Below are 23710 nucleotides of genomic sequence, written 5' to 3'. Positions count from 1 at the left end.
CAGAGCTCCAGGATCGCCTCGAGCCCGATCGAAGGGCCCTCCACGTCACCAACACACAAGCCGAGCGCAGGATTCCGCTACCCCGTCTCAGGCACGGGGTGGGGCCCCAGCGGACGGGCCCCCTCGCCCCACCGAGACGGGCGGGCGGGTGGGAAACCAGAGGTACAGGCGGCAAAGCCCCCGCCGGGGACTGGGGCGCAGCCCCAGGAACGGAACCCCACACACCCACCGAGACCGACGGGCGGGCGGAAAACCAGAGGTACAGGCGGCAAAGCCCCCGCCGGGGACTGGGGCGCGGCCCCAGGGATGGGATCCCTCTCCGGTGGGGCAGGGCGGCGTGCCGACCAGGCGGGGCCTGGGGCCGACAGCCCCAGGCCCCGGTTGGTCAGAGGCGGAGGAGGGCCTCCAGCGGGGCCCCCGACAGCGCGGGCTCCAACCGGGTCCGGCCACCGAGGAACCCGAGTTCCATCAGCACCGCCACCCCGGCGACCTCAGCCCCCGCCCGGCGGATGAGCTGGATGGACGCCTCCGCGGTACCCCCCGTGGCCAGCACGTCGTCGACGACCAGCACACGGTCCCCGGCGCTCAGATCCTCCGCGTGGACCTCGATCTCCGCCGACCCGTACTCCAGGTCGTACGCCTGGCTGAGCGTCGCTCCGGGGAGCTTGCCCGCCTTGCGCACGGGGATGAAGCCGAGCCCCGCCCGGAGCGCCACCGGGGCGCCGAGGATGAAGCCGCGGGCCTCCAGGCCGACGACCTTCGTCGCCCCCTCCCGGGTGCCCACCTCCGCCAGCGCGTCGGTGAGGGCGGTGAACGCCGCCGGATCGGCCAGGAGCGGGGTGATGTCCTTGAACATCACCCCCGGCTCCGGATAGTCGGCCACATCACGGATACGGCTGAGCAGCAGCTCCTGGACGTCGGTCATCGGCGCTTCCCCGAGGGTCGGCCGCGGCCCCGGCCGCGGGAGGCGGACTCGTCACGCGGGCCCACCACGGCGTGTGCGGCGTCCTCCGGGCCCCCGGGAAGGTCACCGGCGGCGACACCGGCCGGCTCCGCGTCCAGGGACTCGCCCTTCGCCGCCGCCTGCGCCCGCTTGGCGAGCACGCGCTTCTTGAGGGCCTTCATCGGCGGCTCGAGCTCCTTGAGGTCGGCGACGAGCGGCGTGGCGATGAAGATCGAGGAGTACGCACCGGCCGCGAGGCCGACGAACAGCGACAGCGAGATGTCGTTCAGCATGCCCGCGCCGAGCACACCGCCGCCGATGAACAGCAGACCCGCCACCGGCAGCAGCGCCACCACGGTGGTGTTGATGGAACGGATCAGCGTGCCGTTGATCGAGCGGTTGGCGATCTCGCTGTACGTCCAGCGCGTCTGCCGGGTGATGTCCTTCGTCTGCTCCTTGAGGCTGTCGAAGACGACGACCGTGTCGTAGAGCGAGTAACCGAGGATCGTCAGCAGACCGATCACCGTACCGGGCGTGACCTCGAAGCCGACGAGGGCGTACACGCCGGTCGTGATCGTCAGGTCGTGGATCAGCGCGACGAGCGCGGCCAGCGCCATGCGCCACTCGAAGGCGATCGCCAGGTAGATCACGACCAGGATCATGAAGATCCCCAGACCCTGCCAGGCCTTGTTGGCGATCTGCTCGCCCCAGCTCGGACCGACCAGGTCGGCGTTGATGTGCTCCGGGTTGACCTTCAGGTCCTTGGCCAGCTCTTCCTTGATCTGGTCGGACTTGCTGGTCTCGATGCCCGCGATCTGGATGCGCAGACTGCCGTCACCGAGCTTCTGCACGATCGACTCCTGGCCGGAGGCGTTGTGCGCGAAGTCCTCGGCCTGGGCCACCGACGCACTCATGTGCTTCGGCGTGGTGAAGACCGCACCGCCCTGGAACTCGATGCCCATGTTCAGGCCGCGCACCGCCAGGCCCAGGATCGCCGTGATGGTGATCAGGATCGAGATGCCGTACCAGATCTTGCGGTTCTTGATGAAGTCGTAGCCGACCTCGCCATGGTGCAGTCGGGCGCCGAGGTTGCCGAGCTTTGACACCTCACGCCTCCTTCGTCTCGACAGGGCCGGCGGCAGGACCGGCGGGACGGCGGGTGCGGCGCAGCGGAGGCTTGGCACCCAGGCGCTTGGGGTCCAGACCGGACCAGCTGTGGCCGCTGGCGAAGAACTTGCGGCGGGCGAGGATCGTCATCAGCGGCTTGGTGAACAGGAAGATGACGACCACGTCGAGCAGCGTGGTCAGGCCGAGCGTGAACGCGAAGCCCTGCACCTTCCCGACGGTCACGACGAACAGCACCGCGGCCGCCAGGAACGACACGAAGTCCGAGACGAGGACGGTACGCCGGGCCCGCGGCCAGCCGCGCTCCACGGCGGGGCGCAACGAACGGCCCTCGCGGATCTCGTCCCTTATGCGTTCGAAGAACACGATGAAGGAGTCCGCGGTGATACCGATCGCCACAATGGCGCCGCACACGGCCGGCAGGTTCAGCGCGAAGCCGATGGTCGGGCCGAGCAGCGACATGAGCGTGTACGTGAGCATCGCGGAGATCATCAGCGAGGCGAGGGCGACCATCGCCAGTCCGCGGTAGTACACCACCAGGTAGATCACGACCAGGGCGAGGCCGATGGCGCCCGCGATCAGACCGGCCTGCAGCTGCTCACCGCCGAGCGCGGCGGTGACCGTGGTGACGCTGTCCTCCTTGAAGGTCAGCGGCAGCGCACCGTAGGACAGCATGTTGGCGAGGCTCTGCGCCTCCTCCTGGCCGAAGTGCCCGGAGATCTCCGCGCTGCCGCCGGTCAGCGCCTGGCTGACGTACGGGTCGGAGACGACGTCGCCGTCCAGGACGATGGCGAACTGGTTCTGCGGCGACTGGTTCTGGGCCAGCTTGCCGGTGATGTCGGCGAACTTCGTGGCGCCCTTGGAGGTGAACTCCATGGTCACGGTCCAGCCGGAGGCGGTCTGCGTGTTGAAGACGGCGTCCGCCTTCTTGACGTCGGTGCCGTCCACCTCGGCGGGGCCGAGCAGGTACTTCTGCCACTGGCCCGACGAGTTCTGGCCGCAGGCGACGGTCGACTCGGTGGGCAGCACGCCCTTGCCGGCGGTGGCGCGCACGGACTGCTTGCTGCAGTCCAGGGTCGCGTACTCGGCCTCGAGCTTGCTGTTCGCGTCACCGGAGCCGCCGCTCGGGGCCGGGGAGCCGCTGGCGGCGGCCGACGGGCTCGTCGAGGCGTTCGGGCTGGCCGGGGAGCCGCTCGTGGACGGGGTGGCGTCCGCCTTCAGGGCGTCGGTGACCGGGCGGCCCTGCTTGGTCTCGGAGGCCGAGGGCGTCGGGGAGCCGGAGGGGGTCGCCTCGCCCGTGGACTTGTCGGTCGCCTTGTCGGAGCTGCTGGGCGACGGCTCGGCCGGGGCGGCGCCGGTGATGTCGGTGGCGAGGACCGGCCGGAAGTACAGCTTCGCGGTGGTGCCGACCTGTTCCCGGGCCTGCTTGGAGTTGGTGCCCTTGGGGATGTTGACAATGATGTTGTCGTTGCCCTGGGTCTGGACCTCGGCCTCGGAGACGCCGAGACCGTTGACACGGCGCTCCATGATGTTGACGGCCGTGTCCATGTTGGCCTTGTTGATCGCGGCTTCCTGGCCGCGCTCCGGGACCGCCCGCAGCGTGATGCTCGTACCGCCGGCCAGGTCGATACCCAGGCGCGGGGCGGTGTTGCCCGTGGCGAACATGCCTCCCGTGAGCGCCACGATGGCGATCAGAATGAGGGCCAGCGAGCGCCCCGGCTTGCTCGGGGCGCTCGCACTGCGTCCCTTTTTGGATACAGCCACCTTTTAGTTACTCCCTCTCGGGCCGTCCCGCACCGGGTGAGCTCGGCGACGGCCATGACATGGTGTCGGAATCCCGCGCGAAGTGAACGCACCCCAGGGCGCGCGCAGGTGGTGCGGCGCGCCCTGGGTGGTGACTACTTCGCCTCGGAGCCGCCGTCGGTCTTCTTCGGCTCGTCCTCGGCCTGCGCCTCCGTCTTCGCCTCGGCGGCGTCGGCCGGCTCCTCGGCCGCGTCCTTCTTGCCGAGGTCGACGGAGGTGTCGTCGGAGGCGCCGGTGCCGTCGGCGGGCTCGTCCGTACCGGTGAGGGAGGAGGCGTCGTCGGGGACGAGGTCGGACTTCAGATCGTGCTCGATGCCGTGGACGATGCGGTTGTACTCGTCGTCGGTCAGGACGGTCGCGATCGCGTTCTTGGCGAACAGCAGGTCAACGCCCGGGCCCGCGTCGAGGAGGACCGTGTCGTCGTTGACCTCCTTGACCGTGGCGTACATGCCCCCGATGGTGCGGATACCACTACCGGGCTGCATCTGGTCGCGCATGTTCGCGGCCTGCTGCTGCTTCTTCTTGGCCGACCGGGTCATCAGGAACATGGCCCCGATGAGCACGATGAACGGGAGGAGGGTCACGAGACTCACGGGTCGGAACTTCCTTCACATGACCGCGATGGGGAGCGGCCTGATTGGTTGGGGGTATGTGTACTGCCTACAAAGGCGGCATCGGCGGAGTCTAGGCGAGTCCGCACGCAAGGAACAACGCTCAGCATGACACCTGGGTTCCTCCCCGGGCCACTACCGCAGCCCTCACGCCCCGAACAGGCCCTGTTGTCCGTTTCCCGCAGCTGATGAGCCGGGCGGGGTGAGACCGAGGTGCGCCCAGGCGGCGGGGGTGGCGACACGGCCCCGCGGAGTGCGGGCGAGCAGGCCCTCGCGGACGAGGAAGGGCTCGGCGACCTCCTCCACTGTCTCACGCTCCTCCCCCACAGCGACCGCGAGCGTCGACAGGCCGACCGGGCCGCCGCCGAACAGCTTCAGCAGGGCCTCGAGGACCGCCCGGTCGAGCCGGTCGAGACCGCGCGCGTCGACCTCGTAGACGGCCAGGGCCGCGGCGGCGATCTCGCGCGTGATGGTCCCGTCCGCCTTGACCTGCGCGTAGTCGCGAACGCGGCGCAGCAGGCGGTTGGCGATGCGCGGGGTGCCCCGGGAGCGGCCGGCGATCTCGGCGGCTCCGTCGGTGTCGATGCGGACGTCCAGGAGGTTCGCCGAGCGGTGCACGACACGCTCCAGCTCCGCGGGCCCGTAGAACTCCATGTGCGCGGTGAAGCCGAAGCGGTCGCGCAGCGGGGGCGGCAGCAGTCCCGCGCGTGTCGTGGCGCCGACCAGGGTGAACGGGGGCAGTTCGAGCGGGATGGCGGTGGCGCCGGGGCCCTTGCCGACGATCACGTCGACCCGGAAGTCCTCCATCGCCATGTAGAGCATCTCCTCGGCGGGCCTCGACATGCGGTGGATCTCGTCGAGGAAGAGCACCTCGCCCTCCTGGAGGGAGGACAGGATGGCCGCGAGGTCGCCGGCGTGCTGAATGGCGGGACCCGAGGTGATGCGGATGGGGGCGCCCATCTCGGCCGCGATGATCATGGACAGGGTGGTCTTGCCCAGGCCGGGTGCGCCGGACAGCAGCACGTGGTCGGCGGTGGCGCCGCGCGCCCGGGCGGCGCGCAGCACGAGGTCGAGCTGTTCGCGGACCTTCTCCTGGCCGATGAACTCGCCCAGGTCCTTGGGGCGCAGCGCGGCCTCGACGGCCTGGTCCTCACCGTCGGCCGCGGAGCCCACCAGCCGCTCCGCCGCGGGACCGGCGAGCGCCTCGGCGGCGGGCGTGTCGGTCGTGTCGTCCCAGTTCACTCACGTACTCCTGGCTCAGCGGGCTCGGTTCAGGGTCTGCAGGGCCGCCTTGAGCAACTGTCCCACCTGGGGCGTGCCGCCGGCGGCCTCGGCCCGGGGTGCCACGGCGGTCACCGCCTCGTCGGCCTCGCGGGTGGCGTACCCGAGGCCGATCAGCGCCGCGTGCAGCTGGTCGCGCCAGCCCTGGGTGACGGGCGCGCCGACGGCGGGTGCGCCGACGGGCTCGCCGAGCCGGTCCTTGAGCTCCAGCAGGAGCTTCTGGGCGCCCTTCTTGCCGATGCCGGGAACGGCGGTGAGGGCCTTCTCGTCGCCGGTGGCGACGGCCCGGCGCAGGGCGTCGGGCGTGTGCACGGCCAGCATCGCCTGGGCCAGCCGCGGTCCCACGCCGCTGGCGGTCTGCAGCAGCTCGAAGACCTGGCGCTCGTCGTCGTCCGCGAAGCCGTACAGGGTCAGTGAGTCCTCCCGTACGACGAGGGAGGTGGCGAGCCTGGCCTGCCGGCCGAGGCGGAGCGCGGACAGCGTGTTCGGGGTGCACTGCACGGCCATGCCGACGCCGCCGACCTCGATCACCGCGGCGTCGGGGGCGAGGGCTGCGACCGTGCCGCTGACGAAGGCGATCATGCCGTACGGCCTTTCGTTGTCGGGGGTTGTCCGGCCGTGTGCGCGGCGACGGCCTGCTGGAGCCGGTTCTGGGCGGGGGCCCGCCAGATGTGGCAGATGGCGAGGGCGAGGGCGTCGGCGGCGTCGGCCGGCTTGGGTGGCGCGGCGAGCCGCAGCAGCCGGGTGACCATGGCGCCGACCTGGGCCTTGTCGGCGCGGCCGCTGCCGGTGACGGCGGCCTTGACCTCGCTGGGGGTGTGCAGGGCGACCGGGATGCCGCGCCGGGCCGCGCAGAGCATCGCCACGGCGCTGGCCTGGGCGGTGCCCATGACCGTGCGCACGTTGTGCTGGCTGAACACGCGCTCCACCGCCACGAATTCGGGGCGGTGCTCGTCCAGCCAGCGCTCGATCCCCTGCTCGACGGCGACCAGACGGTGGCTCAGGTCCGCGTCCGCGGGGGTGCGGACGACTCCGACACCGAGCATGGTCAGCGGCCGGCCCGCGACCCCCTCGACGACACCGACGCCGCAGCGGGTCAGTCCGGGGTCGACTCCCAGTACGCGCACGCGTGTCCCCTCCCCTCGTGACCTGGCCGCGGTCCATGGCGTTGATCTTTGACTGACGCCAGGCTATCCGCTGCCACCGACAACGACGGCGGGCCGGCGGGGATGTCCCACCGGCCCGTCCAAGCCCGCGCGCTGCGCGGCGGCGCTACGCGTCGACCTTCTCCATGATCTCGTCGCTGACGTCGAAGTTGGCGAAGACGTTCTGCACGTCGTCGCTGTCCTCGAGCGCGTCGATCAGCTTGAAGATCTTCCTGGCACCCTCCTCGTCCAGTTCCACCTGCATGGTGGGGACGAAGTTGGCCTCGGCCGAGTCGTAGTCGATGCCGGACTCCTGGAGGGCGGTGCGGACCGCCACCAGGTCGGTGGCCTCGCTGAGCACCTCGAAGGACTCGCCGAGGTCGTTGACCTCCTCGGCACCGGCGTCCAGGACGGCGGTCAGGACGTCGTCCTCGGCCAGTTCGCCCTTGGGGACGATCACGACGCCCTTGCGGTTGAAGAGGTAGGACACCGAGCCCGGGTCGGCCATGGAGCCGCCGTTGCGGGTCATGGCGACGCGCACGTCGGAGGCGGCGCGGTTGCGGTTGTCGGTGAGGCACTCGATGAGCACCGCGACACCGTTCGGCCCGTAGCCCTCGTACATGATCGTCTCGTAGTCGGCGCCGCCGGCCTCGAGACCGCCACCGCGCTTGATGGCCGAGTCGATGTTCTTGTTCGGCACCGACTGCTTCTTGGCCTTCTGCACGGCGTCGTAGAGCGTCGGGTTGCCGTCCAGGTCGACCCCGCCCATGCGAGCCGCGACCTCGATGTTCTTGATCAGCTTCGCGAAGAGCTTGCCGCGCTTGGCATCGATGACGGCCTTCTTGTGCTTCGTCGTGGCCCATTTAGAGTGGCCGGACATCTGCCTGTCTCCTTCGCGTAACCCGTCTGCGTAACGAACGCAGGAATCCTACAAGGACTCCGGTGTCCGGTTCGCGCGCACCATGTCGACGAACAGGGCGTGCACGCGGTGGTCGCCGGTCAGCTCCGGGTGGAACGACGTGGCGAGCGCGTTGCCCTGGCGGACCGCGACGATGTGGCCGTCGTGCTCGGCGAGCACCTCGGCCCCGGCGCCTACGGACTCCACCCAGGGGGCGCGGATGAAGACGCCCTCCACAGGATCGCCCGGGACGCCCTTGACGTCGACGGCGGCCTCGAAGGACTCGTTCTGCCGTCCGAAGGCGTTGCGGCGCACGATCATGTCGATTCCGCCGATGGTCTCCTGGCCCGAGCGCGGGTCGAGGATCTTGTCGGCGAGCATGATCATGCCGGCGCAGGTGCCGTAGACGGGCAGGCCGTCACGCACGCGCGCGCGGAGGGGGTCCATCACTCCGAAGAGGACGGCCAGCTTGGAGATGGTGGTGGACTCGCCGCCGGGGAGGACGAGGCCGTCGACCTCGGCGAGTTCTTCGGGGCGCCGCACCGGCCTGGCCACGGCGTCCGCCGCGGCCAGGGCGATGAGGTGCTCCCGTACGTCGCCCTGGAGGGCCAGGACGCCGATGACGGGTGCGTCGGTCATGTACGTGGGTTCTCTCTGCGTGCGGCCCCTCGGGACCGGCTCACCAGCCGCGGTTGGCGTAGCGCTCGGCCTCGGGGAGGGTGTCGCAGTTGATGCCGACCATGGCCTCGCCGAGGTTGCGGGACGCGTCCGCGATGATCTTCGGGTCGTCGTAGAAGGTGGTCGCCTTCACGATGGCCGCGGCGCGCTTGGCCGGGTCGCCGGACTTGAAGATGCCGGAGCCGACGAAGACGCCCTCGGCGCCGAGCTGGCGCATCAGCGCGGCGTCGGCGGGGGTGGCCACGCCGCCGGCGGAGAACAGCACGACCGGCAGCTTGCCCAGCTCGGCGACCTCCTTGACCAGCTCGTACGGGGCGCGCAGCTCCTTGGCCGCGGCGTACAGCTCGTGGTTGTCGAAGCCGCGCAGCCGGGCGATCTCGTTCTTGATCTGGCGCAGGTGGCGGACGGCCTCGACGACGTTGCCGGTGCCGGCCTCACCCTTGGAGCGGATCATCGCGGCGCCCTCGGCGATCCGGCGCAGGGCCTCGCCGAGGTTGGTGGCGCCGCACACGAAGGGGGTGGTGAAGGCCCACTTGTCGGAGTGGTTGACCTCGTCGGCCGGGGTGAGGACCTCGGACTCGTCGATGTAGTCGACACCGAGCGACTGAAGGACCTGGGCCTCGACGAAGTGGCCGATGCGGGACTTGGCCATGACCGGGATGGAGACGGCGTCGATGATGCCCTCGATCATGTCCGGGTCGGACATGCGGGCCACGCCGCCGTCCTTGCGGATGTCGGCGGGGACGCGTTCCAGGGCCATGACCGCGACGGCGCCCGCGTCCTCGGCGATCTTCGCCTGCTCCGGCGTGACGACGTCCATGATCACGCCGCCCTTGAGCTGCTCGGCCATGCCGCGCTTCACACGGGCGGTACCGGTCTCGGGGTTCTGGGCGGAGTCGGAAATCGTGGTGGACACGGGTGACCTCACATGGTGAAAGAGGGTGTGGTGCGTCCACGAGGAAACGGGATGTGACCAGTCCACGGCAAGGGCCAATGGGAACCCGGTGGATCCTTTTCGCCCGGCACCGCCCGAAAAGGCGTCACCGGTGCCGGTCAGGCGGCCCGCTCGGCCAGGGCCTTCGGCGGCTCGTCGTCCATCTCGAAGCCCATGGGGAACGGGGCGTGTCCGGCCAGCCGGAACCACCGCACCTTGCGGTGCTCGCGCAGCCGGCGGGCGGCTCCCACCGCGTCGTTGTGGAAACGGCGGGCCATCGGCACCCTGCGCACGGCCTCGGTCAGCTCGCGCGCCGCCTCTTCTCCCCCGGGCGCCTCGCGTACCGCCTCGACCTGCGGGACCTCGGCGAACACGGCGCGCAGGGCCTGGCTCAACTCGCTCTCCGCGACCTCCCGTTGCTCCTCCTCGGCCTGCCGGGCGGCGTGCGCGGCCTCGTACAGCACGATGGAGGCCGCCGGGTCCAGCACGCCGGAGGTGGCCAGTTCCTGCGCCACCGAGGCACGCCGCAGCAACTGCGCGTCCAGCGCGGCCCGGGTGGCGTCGATACGGACGTGCAGCCGGTCCAGGCGCCCCGCCGTCCAGCTCAGGTACAGCCCGACGGCCACGAGCGCGACGACAATCCAGATGAGCGTTACGGTCACGGGCGGCAAGGCTACCGGGAGACCCCACCCGGGCCGCCAGTGCCTGGCGGCCCGAGGCCGGAGTCAGTCGCGGGCCAGGCCCAGGCGGGCCCGCAGCCCCGAGGTGCGTTCGTCGGCGGCGACGGCGGCCGCGCCGGCGGTGACCGTCTCGTAGACGGAGAGGATGTCGGCGCCGACGGTCGACCAGTCGAAGCGGCGCACATGGGCGCTGCCGCGTGCGCGCAGTTCGGCTCGGCGGACCGGGTCGGACAGCAGGCGCACGGCGGCTTCGGCGAGGGCGCCGGCGTCCTCGTTGGCGAAGAGTTCACCGGCCTTGCCCCGGTCCAGGACCTGGGCGAAGGCGTCCAGGTCGGAGGCGAGGACCGGGGCGCCGGCCGACAGGGCCTCGACCAGGATGATGCCGAAGCTCTCCCCGCCGGTGTTGGGGGCCACGTACAGGTCGACGCTGCGCAGAAGACGCGCCTTGTCCTCGTCGCTGATCATGCCGAGGAACTCCACCCGCGAGCGCAGTTCCCGCGGCAGACCCTCCACCGCCTGCTCCTCGTCCCCGCGGCCGGCGACCAGCAGGCGGGCCCCCGGGTGGGCGGCGAGGATCCCGGGCAGCGCCCGCATCAGTACGGGCAGGCCCTTGCGGGGCTCGTCGATGCGGCCGATGAAGCCGATCGTGTCGCCCTGCCACTCGGGCCTGGGCTCGGCCCGGGCGAAGAAGTCCACGTCGACGCCGTTGGGGATCACCACCGCGTCGCCGCCGAGGTGCTCGACGAGGGTGCGGCGGGCGTACTCGCTCACCGCGATCCGCGCGCTGATCTTCTCCAGGGCCGCCTGGAGGATCGCGTACGCGGCGATCATCGCCCGCGAGCGGGGGTTGGAGGTGTGGAAGGTGGCGACGATCGGGCCCTGGGCGGCCCAGCAGGCCAGCAGACCCAGCGACGGCGAGGCCGGCTCGTGGATGTGGATCACGTCGAACCGGCCCTCGTGCAGCCAGCGCCGCACCCGGGCCGCCGACAGGAGACCGAAGTTGAGCCGGGCCACCGAGCCGTTGTAGGGCACCGGGACCGCCCGGCCGGCCGAGACGACGTAGGGCGGCAGCGGCGTGTCGTCGTCGGCGGGCGCGAGGACGGACACCTCGTGGCCGAGGCCGATGAAGTACTCCGCCAGGTCCCGGATGTGGAACTGGACACCACCGGGCACGTCCCACGAGTAGGGGCAGACGATGCCGATCCTCACGCCGTCGCCTTCCCAGGGTCCGCGGGATGCGCGGGATCCCGCCCGGGATCCAGGTCCGCGAGCCACAAGCGCTGCAGCATGTGCCAGTCCTCCGGATGCTCGGCGATCCCCGTGGCGAAGGCGTCGGCCAGCGCCTGTGTCATGGCAGACGTCTTCTCGGCCCGCGTACCTGACCCGGGCACGTCGACCGGGGGATGGACACGGCCCCGCATGACGGGCGAGTCGTCGTACCACAGGGTGACGGGCAGCAGCAGCGCGCCCGTCTGCTGGGCGAGGAGGGCGGGTCCCGCGGGCATCCGGGCCGTCTCGCCGAAGAACGTCACCTCCACCCCGGAGGCGGACAGGTCGCGGTCGGCGACCAGGCAGACCAGACCGCCGTCGCGCAGCCGCCGGGCCAGCGTGCCGAACGCGGAGCCGCCGCTGTGCGGCAGGACCTCCATGCCGAGGCCCTCGCGGTAGGCGACGAACCGGTCGTAGAGCGTCTCCGGCTTCAGCCGCTCGGCGACCGTCGTGAACGGCGTCTTCAGCTCGGTGGTGACCCAGGCGCCGGCCAGGTCCCAGTTGGCCAGGTGGGGCAGGGCGAGGACGACCCCCCGGCCGGCCGCCAGGCCGTCGGTCAGGTAGTGCACGTCCTTGGGGACGAAGCCGGCCCTGATCCGCTCGGCGCTCCACGCCGGCAGCCGGAAGGACTCCATCCAGTAGCGCAGGTACGAGCGCATCCCCGCACGCGACAACTCGGCGAGGCGCTCGGGGGCCGCGTCGGGCACCACGCGCGCGTAGTTGCTCTCCAGCCGCCGCACGCCCTTGCCGCGCCGCCGCCAGGCGAGGTCGGCGACCGTGCGGCCGAGCCGCGCCGCGACCGGTTCCGGGAGCTTCTTCACGGTGCCCCAGCCGAGGCCGTACAGCCCGTCGGCGAGCCGCTCCTGGACGGTCATTTCGCCGCCCCGCTCCCCTGCTCCCGCCGCGCCGCCGCGGCCTCCGCCTCGGCGGACTCCCGGCGCACCGTGACGACCCGCTGGACCAACGTGACCAGGCTGCCCGCGGCGACGATCCACAGGGCGATCGGCAGCAGGTACTGGATGCCCGGCACCCCGAACTTGTGCAGGCCCGCGAACCCGGCCGCGACCAGCGAGATCACCAGCCGCTCGGCACGCTCGACCAGCCCGTTGACGGCGACCGGCAGACCGATCGACTCGCCGCGGGCCTTGGTGTACGACACCACCTGGCCGCTGGCCAGGCAGAAGATCGACACCGCGCACAGCACGTTGTCGTCGCCACGGCCCGCGTACCACAGGGCGAAACCGCCGAAGATCGCGCCGTCGGCGACCCGGTCGAGGGTGGAGTCCAGGAAGGCGCCCCAGCGGCTGGAGCGGCCGAGCTGGCGGGCCATGTTGCCGTCGACGAGGTCGGAGAACACGAACAGCGTGATCACGACCGTGCCCCAGAAGAACTCGCCCCGCGGGTAGAAGACCAGCGCGCCCGCGACCACCCCGGCGGTCCCGATGAGCGTGACCGTGTCCGGGCTCACGCCCCGGCGGATGAGAAACGCGGCGAACGGTGTGAGGACACGCGTGAAGAATGCACGCGCGTACTTGTTCAGCATGGCCTTCCCGAGGGTCGGTGTCGCCGGGCGGCCCCTGCTGGCCACCGGCTGGCCCATCGTAGCCACGCACGCGCGTGCGTGGCGGCCGGGCGCCCGACCTCGGGGGCACCGGCGCCCACCCGTGCGCACGCGCTGGTGGACGACGGGATCGGGTCCTTCGTATGGACGCAGCGTGACGGGAGTGGAAAGCTCGAAGGACCGCGGGCGTCGCAGGAGCCGCCAGTGCACGCGGTGCCGCGTGTCCGCGCCCACAGTGACCTCACCGTCAACGGGAGGCAGGATCATGGGCGACAAGACGCAGACCCACCCCGGGGCCGCCGGCAGGGCAGTGGCGGCCGACCATCCCGCGTCCGTACGCAATGTGGTGCTGGTCGGCCACTCCGGATCGGGCAAGACGACGCTGGTGGAGGCGCTCGCGCTGACCGCGGGAGCGGTGAACCGCGCGGGCCGCGTGGAGGACGGCGGCAGCATCTCGGACTACGACGAGATCGAGCACCGGCAGCAGCGCTCGGTGCAGCTCTCCCTGGTGCCCCTCGCCTGGGACGGCATCAAGATCAACCTGCTGGACACCCCCGGCTACGCCGACTTCGTCGGGGAACTCAGGGCCGGTCTGCGCGCCGCAGACGCGGCCCTCTTCGTCGTCTCGGCCTCCGACGGCGTGGACGGCTCCACCCGCATGGTCTGGGAGGAGTGCGCGGCCGTCGGCATGCCCCGCGCCATCGTGATCACCCACCTGGAGGCCGCCCGCGCGGACTTCGAGGAGATGACGCGGGTGTGCGCGGAGGCGTTCGGCGCGGACGACCCCGACGCCGTCCTGCCGCTCTACCTGCCCCTGCGCGGCCCGCGGGGCCACGACGGGCACGCGCCCGTGACCGGTCTGGTCGGACTGCTCACGCGGAAGCTGTTCGACTACTCCTCCGGCGAGCGCAAGGAGTCCGAGCCCGGCGAGGACCAGCTGCCGCAACTGGACGAGGCCCGCAACCGGCTCATCGAGGGCATCATCGCCGAGAGCGAGGACGAGACCCTCATGGACCGCTACCTCGGCGGCGAGCAGGTCGACGTCAAGACACTCATCGAGGACCTGGAACGGGCCGTCGCACGCGGGGCGTTCTTCCCCGTACTGGCCGCCGCACCCGCGGCCGAGGGCGCCAGGCAGGGCATCGGCACGGTCGAAGTCCTGGACCTGATCACCCGCGGCTTCCCCACCCCGCTCGAACACGAGACGCCCGCGGTCAGCGCCGTCGGCGGCAGGTCGCGCGAACTGCGGTCGTGCGACCCCGACGGGCCGCTGGTCGCCGAGGTCGTGAAGACCTCCTCCGACCCGTACGTCGGCCGGGTCTCCCTGGTCCGCGTCTTCTCCGGCACCCTGCGCCCCGACGAGACCGTGCATGTCTGTGGGCACGGCCTGGCCGACGGCAACCACGAGGAGCGCGCCCTCCACGAAGCCGACGAGCGGGTCGGCGCCCTGTCCACCCCCTTCGGCAAGCAGCAGCGCCCCGTGACGCACGTCATCGCCGGTGACCTCGCGTGCGTGGCGAAACTGGGCCGCGCGGAGACCGGCGACACGCTCTCCGCCAAGGACGACCCGCTGCTGATGGAGCCGTGGCAGATGCCCGACCCGCTGCTGCCCGTGGCCATCCGGGCGCACAGCAAACCGGACGAGGACAAGCTCTCCCAGGGCCTGGCCCGGCTGGTCGCGGAGGACCCGACCATGCGCCTGGAGCAGAACCAGGACACCCACCAGGTGGTGCTGTGGTGCCTGGGCGAGGCCCATGCCGACGTCGCCCTGGAGCGGCTGCGCAGCCGCTACGGCGTCCAGGTCGACGTCGTACCGCACCGGGTCGCGCTGCGGGAGACGTTCGCGGACCGGTCCGCGGGGCGCGGACGGCACGTCAAGCAGTCCGGCGGCCACGGCCAGTACGCCATCTGCGAGATCGAGGTGGAACCGCTGCCGGGCGGTACGGGCATCGAGTTCGTGGACAAGGTGGTCGGCGGAGCCGTGCCGCGGCAGTTCATCCCCTCGGTGGAGAAGGGCGTGCGCGCCCAGGCCGCCAAGGGCGTCGCCGCAGGCCACCCGCTCATCGACGTGCGGGTCACCCTGCTCGACGGCAAAGCGCACTCGGTGGACTCCTCCGACGCGGCGTTCCAGACGGCGGGCGCGCTGGCACTGCGGGAGGCCGCGGTCGACGCGAGGATCCACCTGCTGGAGCCGGTGGCCGAGGTGACCGTGCTGGTCGGCGACGACTACGTGGGCACCGTGATGAGCGACCTGTCCGGGCGGCGCGGCCGGGTGCAGGGCACCGAGCAGGTGGGCAGCGGGCGCACCCTGATCCGCGCCGAGGTGCCCGAAATCGAGATCGGCCGGTACGCGATCGACCTGCGCTCCCTGTCGCACGGCACGGCCCGCTTCGACCGCCGGTACGCACGGCACGAGCCGATGCCACCCCAGGTGGCCGACCGGGTGCGCCAGCAGGAGCGTGAAGCCTCGTAGTCGGCGCCACCGGCGCACAACCGGGGCACAGGAACACATCGTTGCGCACAGGCGGGCGGCTGTGGCCGTCCGCCTGTCCGCGCGCCCGGCGGCCGATACCCTGATGACCTGATCAACAGGTGTGCGGGGCAGGGAAGTCGGGAAGGCCGCAGGTGCAGGAGCGGCGGCAATGGGGGCGGATGTGACGGACGGATTCGATTTCAGTCCCGGGGCTCAGGTGCCCCTGTCCGGCTCGGCCGGACAGACGGCGGCGACCAACGCGCTCGCCGCGGCCGCGTACCGGGACGACGAAGTCACCAAGATCCTTGACGCGGACAACGAATGGCACCAGTCGAAGGTCAGCCTGCCGCGCCCCTGGGCGAAGATCTTCCGCCCCAGGCTCGGCGAGGCCTTCTCCCGCGCCGTGATCGACCGCATGCTCGGCGCCGGGCGCAAACCGCTCATCCAGTCCTTCGGCCTCGAACCCCAGGTCGTCGTGGAGCACTGCCTGGCGGCCCACCGCATCCGCCGCGACCGCGACAACTGGCTGACGGCGGTGACCGTGCTGTGCGGGCTGCTCTTCCTGCCCGGCCTCCTCGTGTGGCTGCTGGTGTTCACCCTGCGCGCCACCCTCGGCAGACGTGAGGACAAACGAGCCGGCGCCCTCGCCAACACCCTGCTGGTCGCCATGGCCGCAGTCGTCGTGGTCTTCCTGATCAAGATGCCCTTCACCGACTTCTGGGCGTGGTACGCACGCGCGGCGGTCGTCATGCCCGTGATCGGCTGGTTCTGGGCCAAGCAGATCTGCGAACGCTCGGCACGCGAACTGCGTGAGCGCTGGGAAGGCCTGCTGTCCGGCGGCGGGGTGGGCGCCAAGATCCCCGAAGCCGTCCCGGGCAACCCCGGCGACGCGGCCGAGCAGGTACGCAAGGAACTCGCCCGGCTCAGCGCCGAACAGCGCTCCAACTCCGTCTTCTACGCCGGCCCCAAGGGCATACTCGGCATGGGCACGCGCTGGGGCAGCTGGCAACTGGCCGAGGAACTGGTCTCCGCCGAACCGGGCAAGGAGTTCCACCCCTTCCGCAGCTGGGACGTCATCACCGCGATCCAGGGCGGCCTGGCCATGCTCGAACGGACCTCCATCAACACCGGCGGCTTCCCCAAGCCGACCGTCACCCACTGGGTCGTCACACCGATCGGGGAGAACGCCAAGGAGGTCTCCCGGCCGAGCGGCACCGATGTCGAGACGTACACGGTCAAGACGCACGCCATACAGGACATCTGCAACAAGCAGCAGTTCGGCAGCGGCGACCGCCACTATCTCGGCGTCCAGTGGACCCTCTGGGACGGCCACCTGGTGATCACCATGCTGGTCACCGTGACGGTGCTGCACGACACCCTGCGCATCGAGGTGACCGGCCACGCCCTGGGACCGGTCAACCCCCTGTTCAACCAGAAACCGGCGGCCAAGGAGAAGGAGGTCCAAAAGGCCCTCCGCTTCTGGGAGACCCGCAAGGTGAAACTGCCCCTGATCGACGCCGACGAGGTGGTACGGCTCGCCGCCCGCGCCCCCCTGTCCTGGTACCCGCCCCTGTTGAACTGGCTCGGCGGCAGCCTCACCCTGCCCGAGCCGTTCGGCCTGCGGCACGCCTGGGCCGACCAGCCCTGGCGCCACCGCTTCATGGCCGACGACGCGCTGCGCGCCGCCACCCCGGTGCTGCGGGTGGTGCACGCCGCGGCACTCAGGGTCCTCAAGGAGAACGGCGTGGACGTCCAGAAGTTCGGCACCCGCTCCTCGGTCCTCAGCGGCGCCGTCCAGGACGCGTCACCGAGGAAGGCCGACTCGTACGACGCGTGAGGGGCGAGCCTGCCCGGGGCCCTTACTCGGGCCAGGCCTCCGCAAGCATCTTGCGGGTGTCGGCGAGGAGCTGCGGCAGGACCTTCGTGTGGCCGATCACGGGCAGAAAATTGGTGTCGCCGCCCCAGCGGGGCACGATGTGCTGGTGCAGGTGGGCGGCGATACCGGCGCCCGCGACCGTGCCCTGGTTCATGCCGATGTTGAAACCATGAGCCCCGGAGGCGCTGCGCAACGCCGTCATGGCCTGCTTGGTGAGCTCCGCGAGTTCCACGGTCTCCGCCTCTGTCAGGTCGGTGTAGTCGGCGACATGGCGGTAGGGCACGACCATGAGGTGGCCGCCGTTGTACGGGTAGAGGTTGAGCACCGCGTACACGTGCTCACCGCGCCGCACGACCAGGCCGTCCTCGTCGGACTTGGCCGGGATCGAGCAGAAGGGGCAGCCGTCGCCGGCCCCAGGGCCGCTCGGCTTGTTCTCACCCTGGATGTAGGCCATCCGGTGCGGCGTCCACAGACGCTGGAACGCGTCGGGCGTTCCCACTCCCAGCTGCTGTTCCGGCTCACTCGTCATGCGTGCAGCATATGGCGTGCGACCTGCGGGCAGGCAAAGGCCCCCGGGGATACCCCGGGGGCCTGAAGGCCTATGTCGGTGCAGGCCGCATCACACCTGTACGCGGCGCTCCACCACGTCGACGAGCTTCGCCAGCGCCTCGTCACGCGGAATGCCGTTCTCCTGCGAACCGTCGCGGTAGCGGAACGACACCGTGCCCGCGTTCATGTCGTCGTCGCCGACGATGATCATGAACGGCACTTTCGCACGCTGGGCGTTGCGGATCTTCTTCTGCATGCGGTCCGAGGAGGAGTCCACCTCGACCCGCAGCCCCTTCTTCCTCGCGTCCGCGGCGAACTTCTGGAGGTACTCCACGTGCGCGTCGCCCACGGGGATGCCAACCGCCTGCACCGGCGCCAGCCACGCCGGGAACGCGCCCGCGTAGTGCTCGAGCAGGACCGCGAAGAACCGCTCGATGCTGCCGAACAGCGCGCGGTGGATCATGACCGGGCGCTGCTTGGAGCCGTCCGCGGCCGTGTACTCCAGGTCGAAGCGCTCCGGCAGGTTGAAGTCGAGCTGGACCGTCGACATCTGCCAGGTGCGACCGATCGCGTCCTTGACCTGGACGGAGATCTTCGGGCCGTAGAACGCCGCGCCGCCCGGGTCCGGGACCAGCTGGAGGCCCTGCTTCTCGCCGACCTGGCGCAGGGTCTCGGTGGCCTCCTCCCAGACCTCGTCGGAGCCGACGTACTTCTCTGGATCTTTGGTGGACAGCTCCAGGTAGAAGTCGGTCAGGCCGTAGTCGCGCAGCAGGTTCAGCACGAAGGTGAGCGTCTTGTCGAGCTCGTCCGCCATCTGCTCGCGGGTGCAGTAGATGTGCGCGTCGTCCTGGGTGAAGCCGCGGGCACGGGTGAGGCCGTGCACGACGCCCGACTTCTCGTAGCGGTAGACCGTGCCGAACTCGAAGAGCCGCAGGGGCAGTTCCCGGTACGACCGCCCGCGCGCGTCGAAGATCAGGTTGTGCATCGGGCAGTTCATGGGCTTGAGGTAGTAGTCCACGCCCTCGTCGAGCTGCATGGGCGGGTACATGCCCTCGGCATACCAGTCCAGGTGGCCCGAGGTCTCGAAGAGCTTCCCCTTGGTCGCGTGCGGGGTGTAGACGAACTCGTAGCCCTCCTCCTCGTGGCGGCGGCGCGAGTAGTCCTCCATCACGCGGCGGATGATGCCGCCCTTGGGATGGAAGACGGCGAGGCCGGAGCCGATCTGCTCGGGGATGGAGAACAGGTCCAGCTCGTTGCCCAGCTTGCGGTGGTCGCGCTTCTCGGCCTCGGCGAGGAATTCGAGGTGCGCCTTCAGCTCGTCCTTGGACGGCCAGGCGGTGCCGTAGATGCGCTGGAGCATGGGGTTCTTCTCGCTGCCGCGCCAGTAGGCGGCCGCGTTGCGCATCAGCTTGAACGCCGGGATCTGCCGGGTGGAGGGCAGGTGGGGGCCGCGGCAGAGGTCCTTCCAGCACAGCTCGCCGGTCTTGGCGTCGAGGTTGTCGTAGATCGTCAGCTCGCCGGCGCCGACCTCGACGTCCGCGCCGTCGTCGTGCGAGGCGGAGCCCTTGAGGCCGATCAGCTCCAGCTTGTACGGCTCCTCGGCCAGCTCCTCGCGGGCGGCCTCGTCGGTGACGACGCGGCGGGAGAACTTCTGGCCCCGCTTCTGGATCTCCTGCATCTTCTTCTCGATGGCCTTGAGATCCTCGGGCGTGAACGGCTTCTCGACGTCGAAGTCGTAGTAGAAGCCGTCCCTGACGGGCGGGCCGATGCCCAGCTTGGCCTCGGGGAAGATCTCCTGCACGGCCTGGGCCATGACGTGCGCGGTGGAGTGGCGCAGGATGTTGAGGCCGTCCTCGGAGGAGATCTCGACGCCCTCGACGGTCTCGCCGTCCTTGAGCTCGTGGGCGAGGTCCTTGAGTTCGCCGCCGACGCGCGCGGCGACGATCGAGCGCTCGCCGGCGAAGAGGTCGGCGGCCGTGGTGCCCGTCGTCACCGTGCGCTCTTCCCGCTCGGAATCGCGTTGGATGATCACACGGACGTCTGACACCGGTCTCTCCTGACTGCTGGTGGGTGCGGCGCCATACCTGGAGCGCGCGCATGACTGGGATCGTACCGACCCCGGGCCGTGGACCGCGAAACGGTCACACACGGTCCACGGTCGGTCGCAGTCGTTCCCGTCAGTCGCGGTCGCCGCCGCCGCACTCCTCCTCGAAGCAGTCCGTGTCCTTGCCGTCCTTGTCGTCCTGGTCGTCCTCGTCGTTCTCGTCGTTCTCGTCGTTCTCCTGCAACGACTTCATCAGCCGGTCCCGTTCCTCGTCGTCCACCTGCACGGGTACGACGCCGGAGGCGCCCGAGAGCCGGCGGAAACCGCCGCGGCTCTCCAGCCGTCCGAGCACCATCACGGGCAGTCCGACGAGGTGGGCGTGGACGGCGATGCGGTAGTCCTCCTCGTCCAGCGTCGCGCGCACGTACGGCACTTCGGCGCCCGTCAGCACCCGCAGCCGCACAGTGCCCTCGCCGCGCGGCCGCGCCCTGCGCATCCGCACCACGGTGCCGGTGATCCGCGCGGGCACCGACGGTTCGGCGCGCAGATAGCGGGCGCCGGCCTCGCGCAGCACGGGCAGGTCGCCCGGCGAGAACTCGACGGCCTCGGCGGTGGCCGCGCAGTCCTCGGGGGTGCCCGCGGCGGGCGACCACTCGACGGCCACGCGCGCGCCCTCGGTACCTCGGACGAGGGCGGCGACGGCCTCGGTGAGTTCACGGCTCGCGCCCGCGCGGACGGCGCCGTCGAAGGCGTCCATGGCGCCGGTGGCCCGCCGGTAGTCGACGGCCTCACGGACGGCGTACAGGGCCTGGTGGAGGCATACGGCCAGGGGCCGTCCAGGGTCGACGGGGACGAAGGCGGTCAGTCCGCGGCCGTCGGCGGCGGAGCCGACGAGGACGCGGTCCAGGCACGCGGTGGCAGAGCGCCGGTGGCGGGCGCCGTGGTAGCCGGCACGCGCGCGGGTGGCGAGCGCGGCGGCGAGCAGCATCTGCCGGGCGGCACCGCGCAGCCGTTCCTCAACCGTCCAGCCGGCGGCGTCGGCCGGGCCCTCGGGCACGTCCCGCCACCAGCGGATCTCGTCGCTCGGCAGGGTGAGGGCGGTCAGTACCTCGCGCGCGGAGTGCGTGCCGCTGCGGGCGAGTGCGTCCAGGGCCTCGCCGAGCAGGTCGTCGCTGTCGGGGAAGGCACGGCTCTCGGGCACGAGCAGGCTGGTGCCGGCGCCGACGGGGCCGGGCGGGGTCCAGCGGCCGTAGCGGCCCGCGGCGCCGCCGCGGCGCTGCCAGCCGTGCCGGTGCAGCAGGGCCCCGAGGACGGCGGGGTCCACGTCGGAGGGCGCTGGGAGCGGGCCGCGGTGGGCGTCGACGGGGTGCGGCCGCACCGGTCGCAGTGACTCGCCGAGGGGGCGGTGCGTCATGGTCTGCCTCCCGTCCCGACCCGCGTCATGATCTCGCACAGGGCCCGGTCGTCGAAGATGCGCGAGGTCGGGATCCGCACGGTGGTGCGGTGCCGGCCGGTGATGGGGTGGCCTGCGAGGTTGATCCAGTAGCAGCAGTGCCTGAGGTCGAGCCGGTCGTGGCCGGCCCGCAGCCACTGGTCCTGCGACCGGGGCACGATCATCACGACGAGGATCTTGTGCACCGTGACCGGAGTGCGGGCGAGTTTCGCCAGGTGGGCGTTGTCGAGCGTGAAGGAGAAGAACCGGCCCGGGGGGTTGGGCGGTACCTGGTAGGTGCACTTCAGCTGCACCTTGATGGTCACCTCGTCGTCGACGGTGTGTCCGGGGGCGCTGTGGCTGACGTGCCAGTCGATGCCGTTGTCGGGAAAGGGCTGGGACAGCGAGCAGCCGGCCGCCGCGGCGACCGCGTGCAGATAGCCGACCTGAAGTGTCTCCATGCAGGCGGTGGTGGCGAGTGTGCCCCGTGGGGCGCTCGCGCGCTCGGGCAGCAGCCCGCCCCGCTCGGGCTGTGCCATCACCATGGCGACCAACAGCCTTCCGTACTTGGTGAATCCCCGCTGCGGGCCCGTGAACAGCAAAGACCCGCACTCCTGTTGTCTCCTTCCGGCGTACGGCGCAAACAGCCCGGGTATCACCAAACGGGCGGAAGCCGACCGGCAGGAGACGCAGCGTCAGCCGCCCTGGTGGACCGAGGGGTTGTGGGCGTATGACGTACTGGTACGAGGGGCCTCTGGCCGCGTTCGACACGGAGACGACGGGCGTCGACGTCGAGACCGACCGCATCGTGTCGGCCGCCGTCGTCGTCCAGGACGCCCCGGGCTTCCGGCCGCGGGTTCACCGCTGGCTGGTGAACCCGGGCGTGCCGGTTCCTCAAGCGGCGACGACGGTGCACGGGCTGACCGATGAGCATCTCCAGCGCAACGGCCGCTGGCCGGCGCCGGTGATGTACGAGCTGGCCGAGGAACTGGCGGAGCAGTCCGCCCTGGGCCGCCCGCTGGTGGTGATGAACGCGCCGTTCGATCTGACGCTGCTGGACCGGGAGTTGCGCCGCCACCGGGCCTCGTCGCTGGAGCGCTGGTTCGAGGCGTCGCCGCTGCGGGTGCTGGATCCGCGCGTGCTGGACAAGCATCTCGACCGCTACCGCAAGGGCAGGCGCACCCTCACCGACCTGTGCGCGCACTACGACGTGGCCCTGCGGGACGCGCACGACGCGGCGGCGGACGCCCTGGCCGCGCTGGAGGTGGTCCGCGCGCTCGGCCGCCGCTTCGCGGCTCGCCTGGAACCGCTGACCCCGGCGGAACTGCACACGCTCCAGACGGGATGGCACGCGGCGCAGGCCCGCGGTCTTCAGGCGTGGTTCGCGCGCAGTGGGACGGAGGAGACGGTGGACCCGTCGTGGCCGCTGCGTCCGGACCTGCCGGCGGCGGCCGCCTGAGGACACGAAAAGGCCGGTCCGCCTGTGCGGACCGGCCTTACCCGGTGGGCGATACTGGGTTCGAACCAGTGACCTCTTCGGTGTGAACGAAGCGCTCTCCCACTGAGCTAATCGCCCGGGAACGCACTGAACCATACAGGCCCGCGGGGCGTTCGTTCAAACCGCTTCCAGATGGGCGGCCAGTCCGCGCCGCCCGGCCCGCATCATCAGCCGGTGGTTCGCGCGGAAGACGGGCCGGCCGAGCACGGCGAACCGTCTGAGCAGCGGCTTGTTCACGTCGACGACCTGGTCGTAGCGGGCGAGGGTGCCGGCGCCGTGCGCGGTGAGCGTCCAGCGCGCCCAGCCGTCGACGTCCCCGGTGAGCTCGGCCTCCAGGACTCCGGCGGCCGGGTCGCGGCGCACCTCGCGCGCGGTGAAGGTCAGGTCGTAGGGCAGGAGGGAGCGGATCCGGACGACGCCGGTCGCCGGGTCGGTCCGGGTCACCTCGCGCACCTGCCGCCACCAGCGCGGGTAGTCCTCGACCCGCTCCAGCGCCCGGTAGACGGCGTCGGGTGGCGCGGGCAGGGTCCACCAGGTGCGGAAGCGGTAGTGAGTCCAGTCCATGGGACGAGTCTGGCCCGGACGCGCACCGGTCCGGGACCCCTCCTTCCGTGCCCATGAAGAAAGGTGACGGCGTTTCGGAAATAGGTCCGTGGATTTTCCGCCGAAGGCCGCGTCCTTACTTCTTCCGGAATGGGACACAGCCCTGGAAGTCGACCTTCTCCTTGATCCTCGAATACTCCGTCGGGAAGAAGAACGGGATGGGCAGGTCGGCTTCTCCGCACGTTCGCCGGCGTTCCGGTCACAGGTAACAGATCGTCACCGCACCCTTGCGCACCCCGCACATACGCCGGCGGGGCGGGCGTTTTGTCTTCCCAGGTACGCCGACTTCCGTTGGGTTATGCCGTGT

Annotated in this window: 22 protein-coding genes and 1 tRNA gene; 3 read left to right on the top strand and 20 right to left on the bottom strand. The window is 71.0% G+C overall.

Features of this window, described 5'->3' with window-relative positions; translation table 11 throughout:
• Nucleotides 1–385: 385 nt before the first annotated feature.
• From ACTYVM_RS07865 to pgsA, 14 genes are all read right to left on the bottom strand, one after another.
• Nucleotides 386–925: an adenine phosphoribosyltransferase gene (locus ACTYVM_RS07865; RefSeq protein ID WP_445525199.1), complete on the bottom strand. Its 540-nt coding sequence runs from the start codon at nt 923–925 to the stop codon at nt 386–388.
• On the bottom strand, nt 922–2049 hold the full coding sequence (gene secF / locus ACTYVM_RS07860) for a protein translocase subunit SecF (protein WP_445525198.1): 1128 nt from the start codon (nt 2047–2049) through the stop codon (nt 922–924). The genes ACTYVM_RS07865 and secF overlap by 4 nt, the downstream gene beginning before the upstream one ends.
• A 1-nt stretch (nt 2050) precedes the next feature.
• Nucleotides 2051–3832 (bottom strand): protein translocase subunit SecD, encoded by a 1782-nt coding sequence (gene secD, locus ACTYVM_RS07855; RefSeq protein ID WP_445525197.1) that lies wholly within the window; start codon nt 3830–3832, stop codon nt 2051–2053.
• 134 nt (nt 3833–3966) lie between these two features.
• On the bottom strand, nt 3967–4464 hold the full coding sequence (yajC, locus tag ACTYVM_RS07850; protein ID WP_445525196.1) for a preprotein translocase subunit YajC: 498 nt from the start codon (nt 4462–4464) through the stop codon (nt 3967–3969).
• 165 nt (nt 4465–4629) lie between these two features.
• Nucleotides 4630–5724, bottom strand: coding sequence for a Holliday junction branch migration DNA helicase RuvB (ruvB, locus tag ACTYVM_RS07845; protein ID WP_400031586.1), 1095 nt, complete (start codon nt 5722–5724; stop codon nt 4630–4632).
• A 15-nt stretch (nt 5725–5739) separates the two neighbouring features.
• On the bottom strand, nt 5740–6345 hold the full coding sequence (gene ruvA, locus ACTYVM_RS07840) for a Holliday junction branch migration protein RuvA (RefSeq protein WP_445525195.1): 606 nt from the start codon (nt 6343–6345) through the stop codon (nt 5740–5742).
• Nucleotides 6342–6890, bottom strand: coding sequence for a crossover junction endodeoxyribonuclease RuvC (ruvC, locus tag ACTYVM_RS07835; RefSeq protein ID WP_445525194.1), 549 nt, complete (start codon nt 6888–6890; stop codon nt 6342–6344). The genes ruvA and ruvC overlap by 4 nt, the downstream gene beginning before the upstream one ends.
• Before the next feature lie 145 nt (nt 6891–7035).
• Nucleotides 7036–7788, bottom strand: a complete 753-nt coding sequence (locus tag ACTYVM_RS07830) for a YebC/PmpR family DNA-binding transcriptional regulator (protein WP_445525193.1) — start codon at nt 7786–7788, stop codon at nt 7036–7038.
• Between the two features lie 48 nt (nt 7789–7836).
• On the bottom strand, nt 7837–8445 hold the full coding sequence (gene pdxT / locus ACTYVM_RS07825; protein ID WP_445525192.1) for a pyridoxal 5'-phosphate synthase glutaminase subunit PdxT: 609 nt from the start codon (nt 8443–8445) through the stop codon (nt 7837–7839).
• Between the two features lie 40 nt (nt 8446–8485).
• A complete protein-coding gene (gene pdxS / locus ACTYVM_RS07820; RefSeq protein ID WP_510187044.1) occupies nt 8486–9400 on the bottom strand; it encodes a pyridoxal 5'-phosphate synthase lyase subunit PdxS in 915 nt (304 codons plus the stop codon).
• 137 nt (nt 9401–9537) lie between these two features.
• The gene (locus ACTYVM_RS07815; RefSeq protein WP_445525191.1) at nt 9538–10080 is read right to left on the bottom strand and encodes a LemA family protein; all 543 of its coding nucleotides are present in this window, start codon (nt 10078–10080) and stop codon (nt 9538–9540) included.
• Nucleotides 10081–10143: 63 nt separating this feature from the next.
• Nucleotides 10144–11307 (bottom strand): glycosyltransferase family 4 protein, encoded by a 1164-nt coding sequence (locus ACTYVM_RS07810; protein WP_445525190.1) that lies wholly within the window; start codon nt 11305–11307, stop codon nt 10144–10146.
• A complete protein-coding gene (locus ACTYVM_RS07805; protein ID WP_445525189.1) occupies nt 11304–12242 on the bottom strand; it encodes a phosphatidylinositol mannoside acyltransferase in 939 nt (312 codons plus the stop codon). Before ACTYVM_RS07805 ends, ACTYVM_RS07810 begins: the two co-directional genes overlap by 4 nt.
• The gene (gene pgsA, locus ACTYVM_RS07800) at nt 12239–12967 is read right to left on the bottom strand and encodes a phosphatidylinositol phosphate synthase (RefSeq protein ID WP_400032043.1); all 729 of its coding nucleotides are present in this window, start codon (nt 12965–12967) and stop codon (nt 12239–12241) included. Before pgsA ends, ACTYVM_RS07805 begins: the two co-directional genes overlap by 4 nt.
• A gap of 226 nt (nt 12968–13193) precedes the next feature.
• Between pgsA and ACTYVM_RS07795 the strand changes: the two genes are divergently transcribed.
• Nucleotides 13194–15401 (top strand): elongation factor G-like protein EF-G2, encoded by a 2208-nt coding sequence (locus ACTYVM_RS07795; protein WP_445525188.1) that lies wholly within the window; start codon nt 13194–13196, stop codon nt 15399–15401.
• Between the two features lie 169 nt (nt 15402–15570).
• A complete protein-coding gene (locus tag ACTYVM_RS07790; protein WP_445525187.1) occupies nt 15571–17238 on the top strand; it encodes an AbeC-like domain-containing protein in 1668 nt (555 codons plus the stop codon).
• Nucleotides 17239–17260: 22 nt separating this feature from the next.
• Here ACTYVM_RS07790 and ACTYVM_RS07785 read toward each other — a convergent pair whose 3' ends face one another.
• From ACTYVM_RS07785 to ACTYVM_RS07770, 4 genes are all read right to left on the bottom strand, one after another.
• The gene (locus tag ACTYVM_RS07785; protein ID WP_445525186.1) at nt 17261–17806 is read right to left on the bottom strand and encodes an HIT family protein; all 546 of its coding nucleotides are present in this window, start codon (nt 17804–17806) and stop codon (nt 17261–17263) included.
• Nucleotides 17807–17896: 90 nt separating this feature from the next.
• Entirely contained in the window at nt 17897–19873 is a 1977-nt protein-coding gene (thrS, locus tag ACTYVM_RS07780; protein WP_445525185.1) for a threonine--tRNA ligase, read from the bottom strand.
• 130 nt (nt 19874–20003) lie between these two features.
• Entirely contained in the window at nt 20004–21284 is a 1281-nt protein-coding gene (locus ACTYVM_RS07775) for a hypothetical protein (RefSeq protein WP_445525184.1), read from the bottom strand.
• On the bottom strand, nt 21281–21847 hold the full coding sequence (locus ACTYVM_RS07770) for a DUF4365 domain-containing protein (protein WP_400032045.1): 567 nt from the start codon (nt 21845–21847) through the stop codon (nt 21281–21283). The genes ACTYVM_RS07775 and ACTYVM_RS07770 overlap by 4 nt, the downstream gene beginning before the upstream one ends.
• A 185-nt stretch (nt 21848–22032) precedes the next feature.
• Between ACTYVM_RS07770 and ACTYVM_RS07765 the strand changes: the two genes are divergently transcribed.
• A complete protein-coding gene (locus ACTYVM_RS07765; RefSeq protein WP_445525183.1) occupies nt 22033–22761 on the top strand; it encodes a 3'-5' exonuclease in 729 nt (242 codons plus the stop codon).
• Nucleotides 22762–22806: 45 nt separating this feature from the next.
• Here the strand turns inward: ACTYVM_RS07765 and ACTYVM_RS07760 are convergent.
• Nucleotides 22807–22878, bottom strand: a tRNA-Val gene (locus ACTYVM_RS07760).
• A 39-nt stretch (nt 22879–22917) separates the two neighbouring features.
• A complete protein-coding gene (locus ACTYVM_RS07755; protein WP_445525182.1) occupies nt 22918–23364 on the bottom strand; it encodes an SRPBCC family protein in 447 nt (148 codons plus the stop codon).
• Between the last annotated feature and the right edge of the window lie 346 nt (nt 23365–23710).

The sequence above is a fragment of the Streptomyces cyslabdanicus genome, assembly GCF_052663305.1.
This window is presented reverse-complemented; position numbering and strand designations above follow the sequence as displayed.

Bases quoted from the DNA above. Each gene is read 5' to 3' on its own strand.
- ACTYVM_RS07865 (WP_445525199.1), bottom strand. From the start codon at position 925: ATGACCGACGTCCAGGAGCTGCTGCTCAGCCGTATCCGTGATGTGGCC.
- ruvA (WP_445525195.1), bottom strand. From the start codon at position 6,345: ATGATCGCCTTCGTCAGCGGCACGGTCGCAGCCCTCGCCCCCGACGCC.
- ACTYVM_RS07830 (WP_445525193.1), bottom strand. From the start codon at position 7,788: ATGTCCGGCCACTCTAAATGGGCCACGACGAAGCACAAGAAGGCCGTC.
- pdxT (WP_445525192.1), bottom strand. From the start codon at position 8,445: ATGACCGACGCACCCGTCATCGGCGTCCTGGCCCTCCAGGGCGACGTA.
- ACTYVM_RS07805 (WP_445525189.1), bottom strand. From the start codon at position 12,242: ATGACCGTCCAGGAGCGGCTCGCCGACGGGCTGTACGGCCTCGGCTGG.
- pgsA (WP_400032043.1), bottom strand. From the start codon at position 12,967: ATGGGCCAGCCGGTGGCCAGCAGGGGCCGCCCGGCGACACCGACCCTC.
- ACTYVM_RS07795 (WP_445525188.1), top strand. From the start codon at position 13,194: ATGGGCGACAAGACGCAGACCCACCCCGGGGCCGCCGGCAGGGCAGTG.
- ACTYVM_RS07790 (WP_445525187.1), top strand. From the start codon at position 15,571: ATGGGGGCGGATGTGACGGACGGATTCGATTTCAGTCCCGGGGCTCAG.
- ACTYVM_RS07785 (WP_445525186.1), bottom strand. From the start codon at position 17,806: ATGACGAGTGAGCCGGAACAGCAGCTGGGAGTGGGAACGCCCGACGCG.
- ACTYVM_RS07775 (WP_445525184.1), bottom strand. From the start codon at position 21,284: ATGACGCACCGCCCCCTCGGCGAGTCACTGCGACCGGTGCGGCCGCAC.
- ACTYVM_RS07770 (WP_400032045.1), bottom strand. From the start codon at position 21,847: ATGGTGATGGCACAGCCCGAGCGGGGCGGGCTGCTGCCCGAGCGCGCG.
- ACTYVM_RS07765 (WP_445525183.1), top strand. From the start codon at position 22,033: ATGACGTACTGGTACGAGGGGCCTCTGGCCGCGTTCGACACGGAGACG.
- ACTYVM_RS07755 (WP_445525182.1), bottom strand. From the start codon at position 23,364: ATGGACTGGACTCACTACCGCTTCCGCACCTGGTGGACCCTGCCCGCG.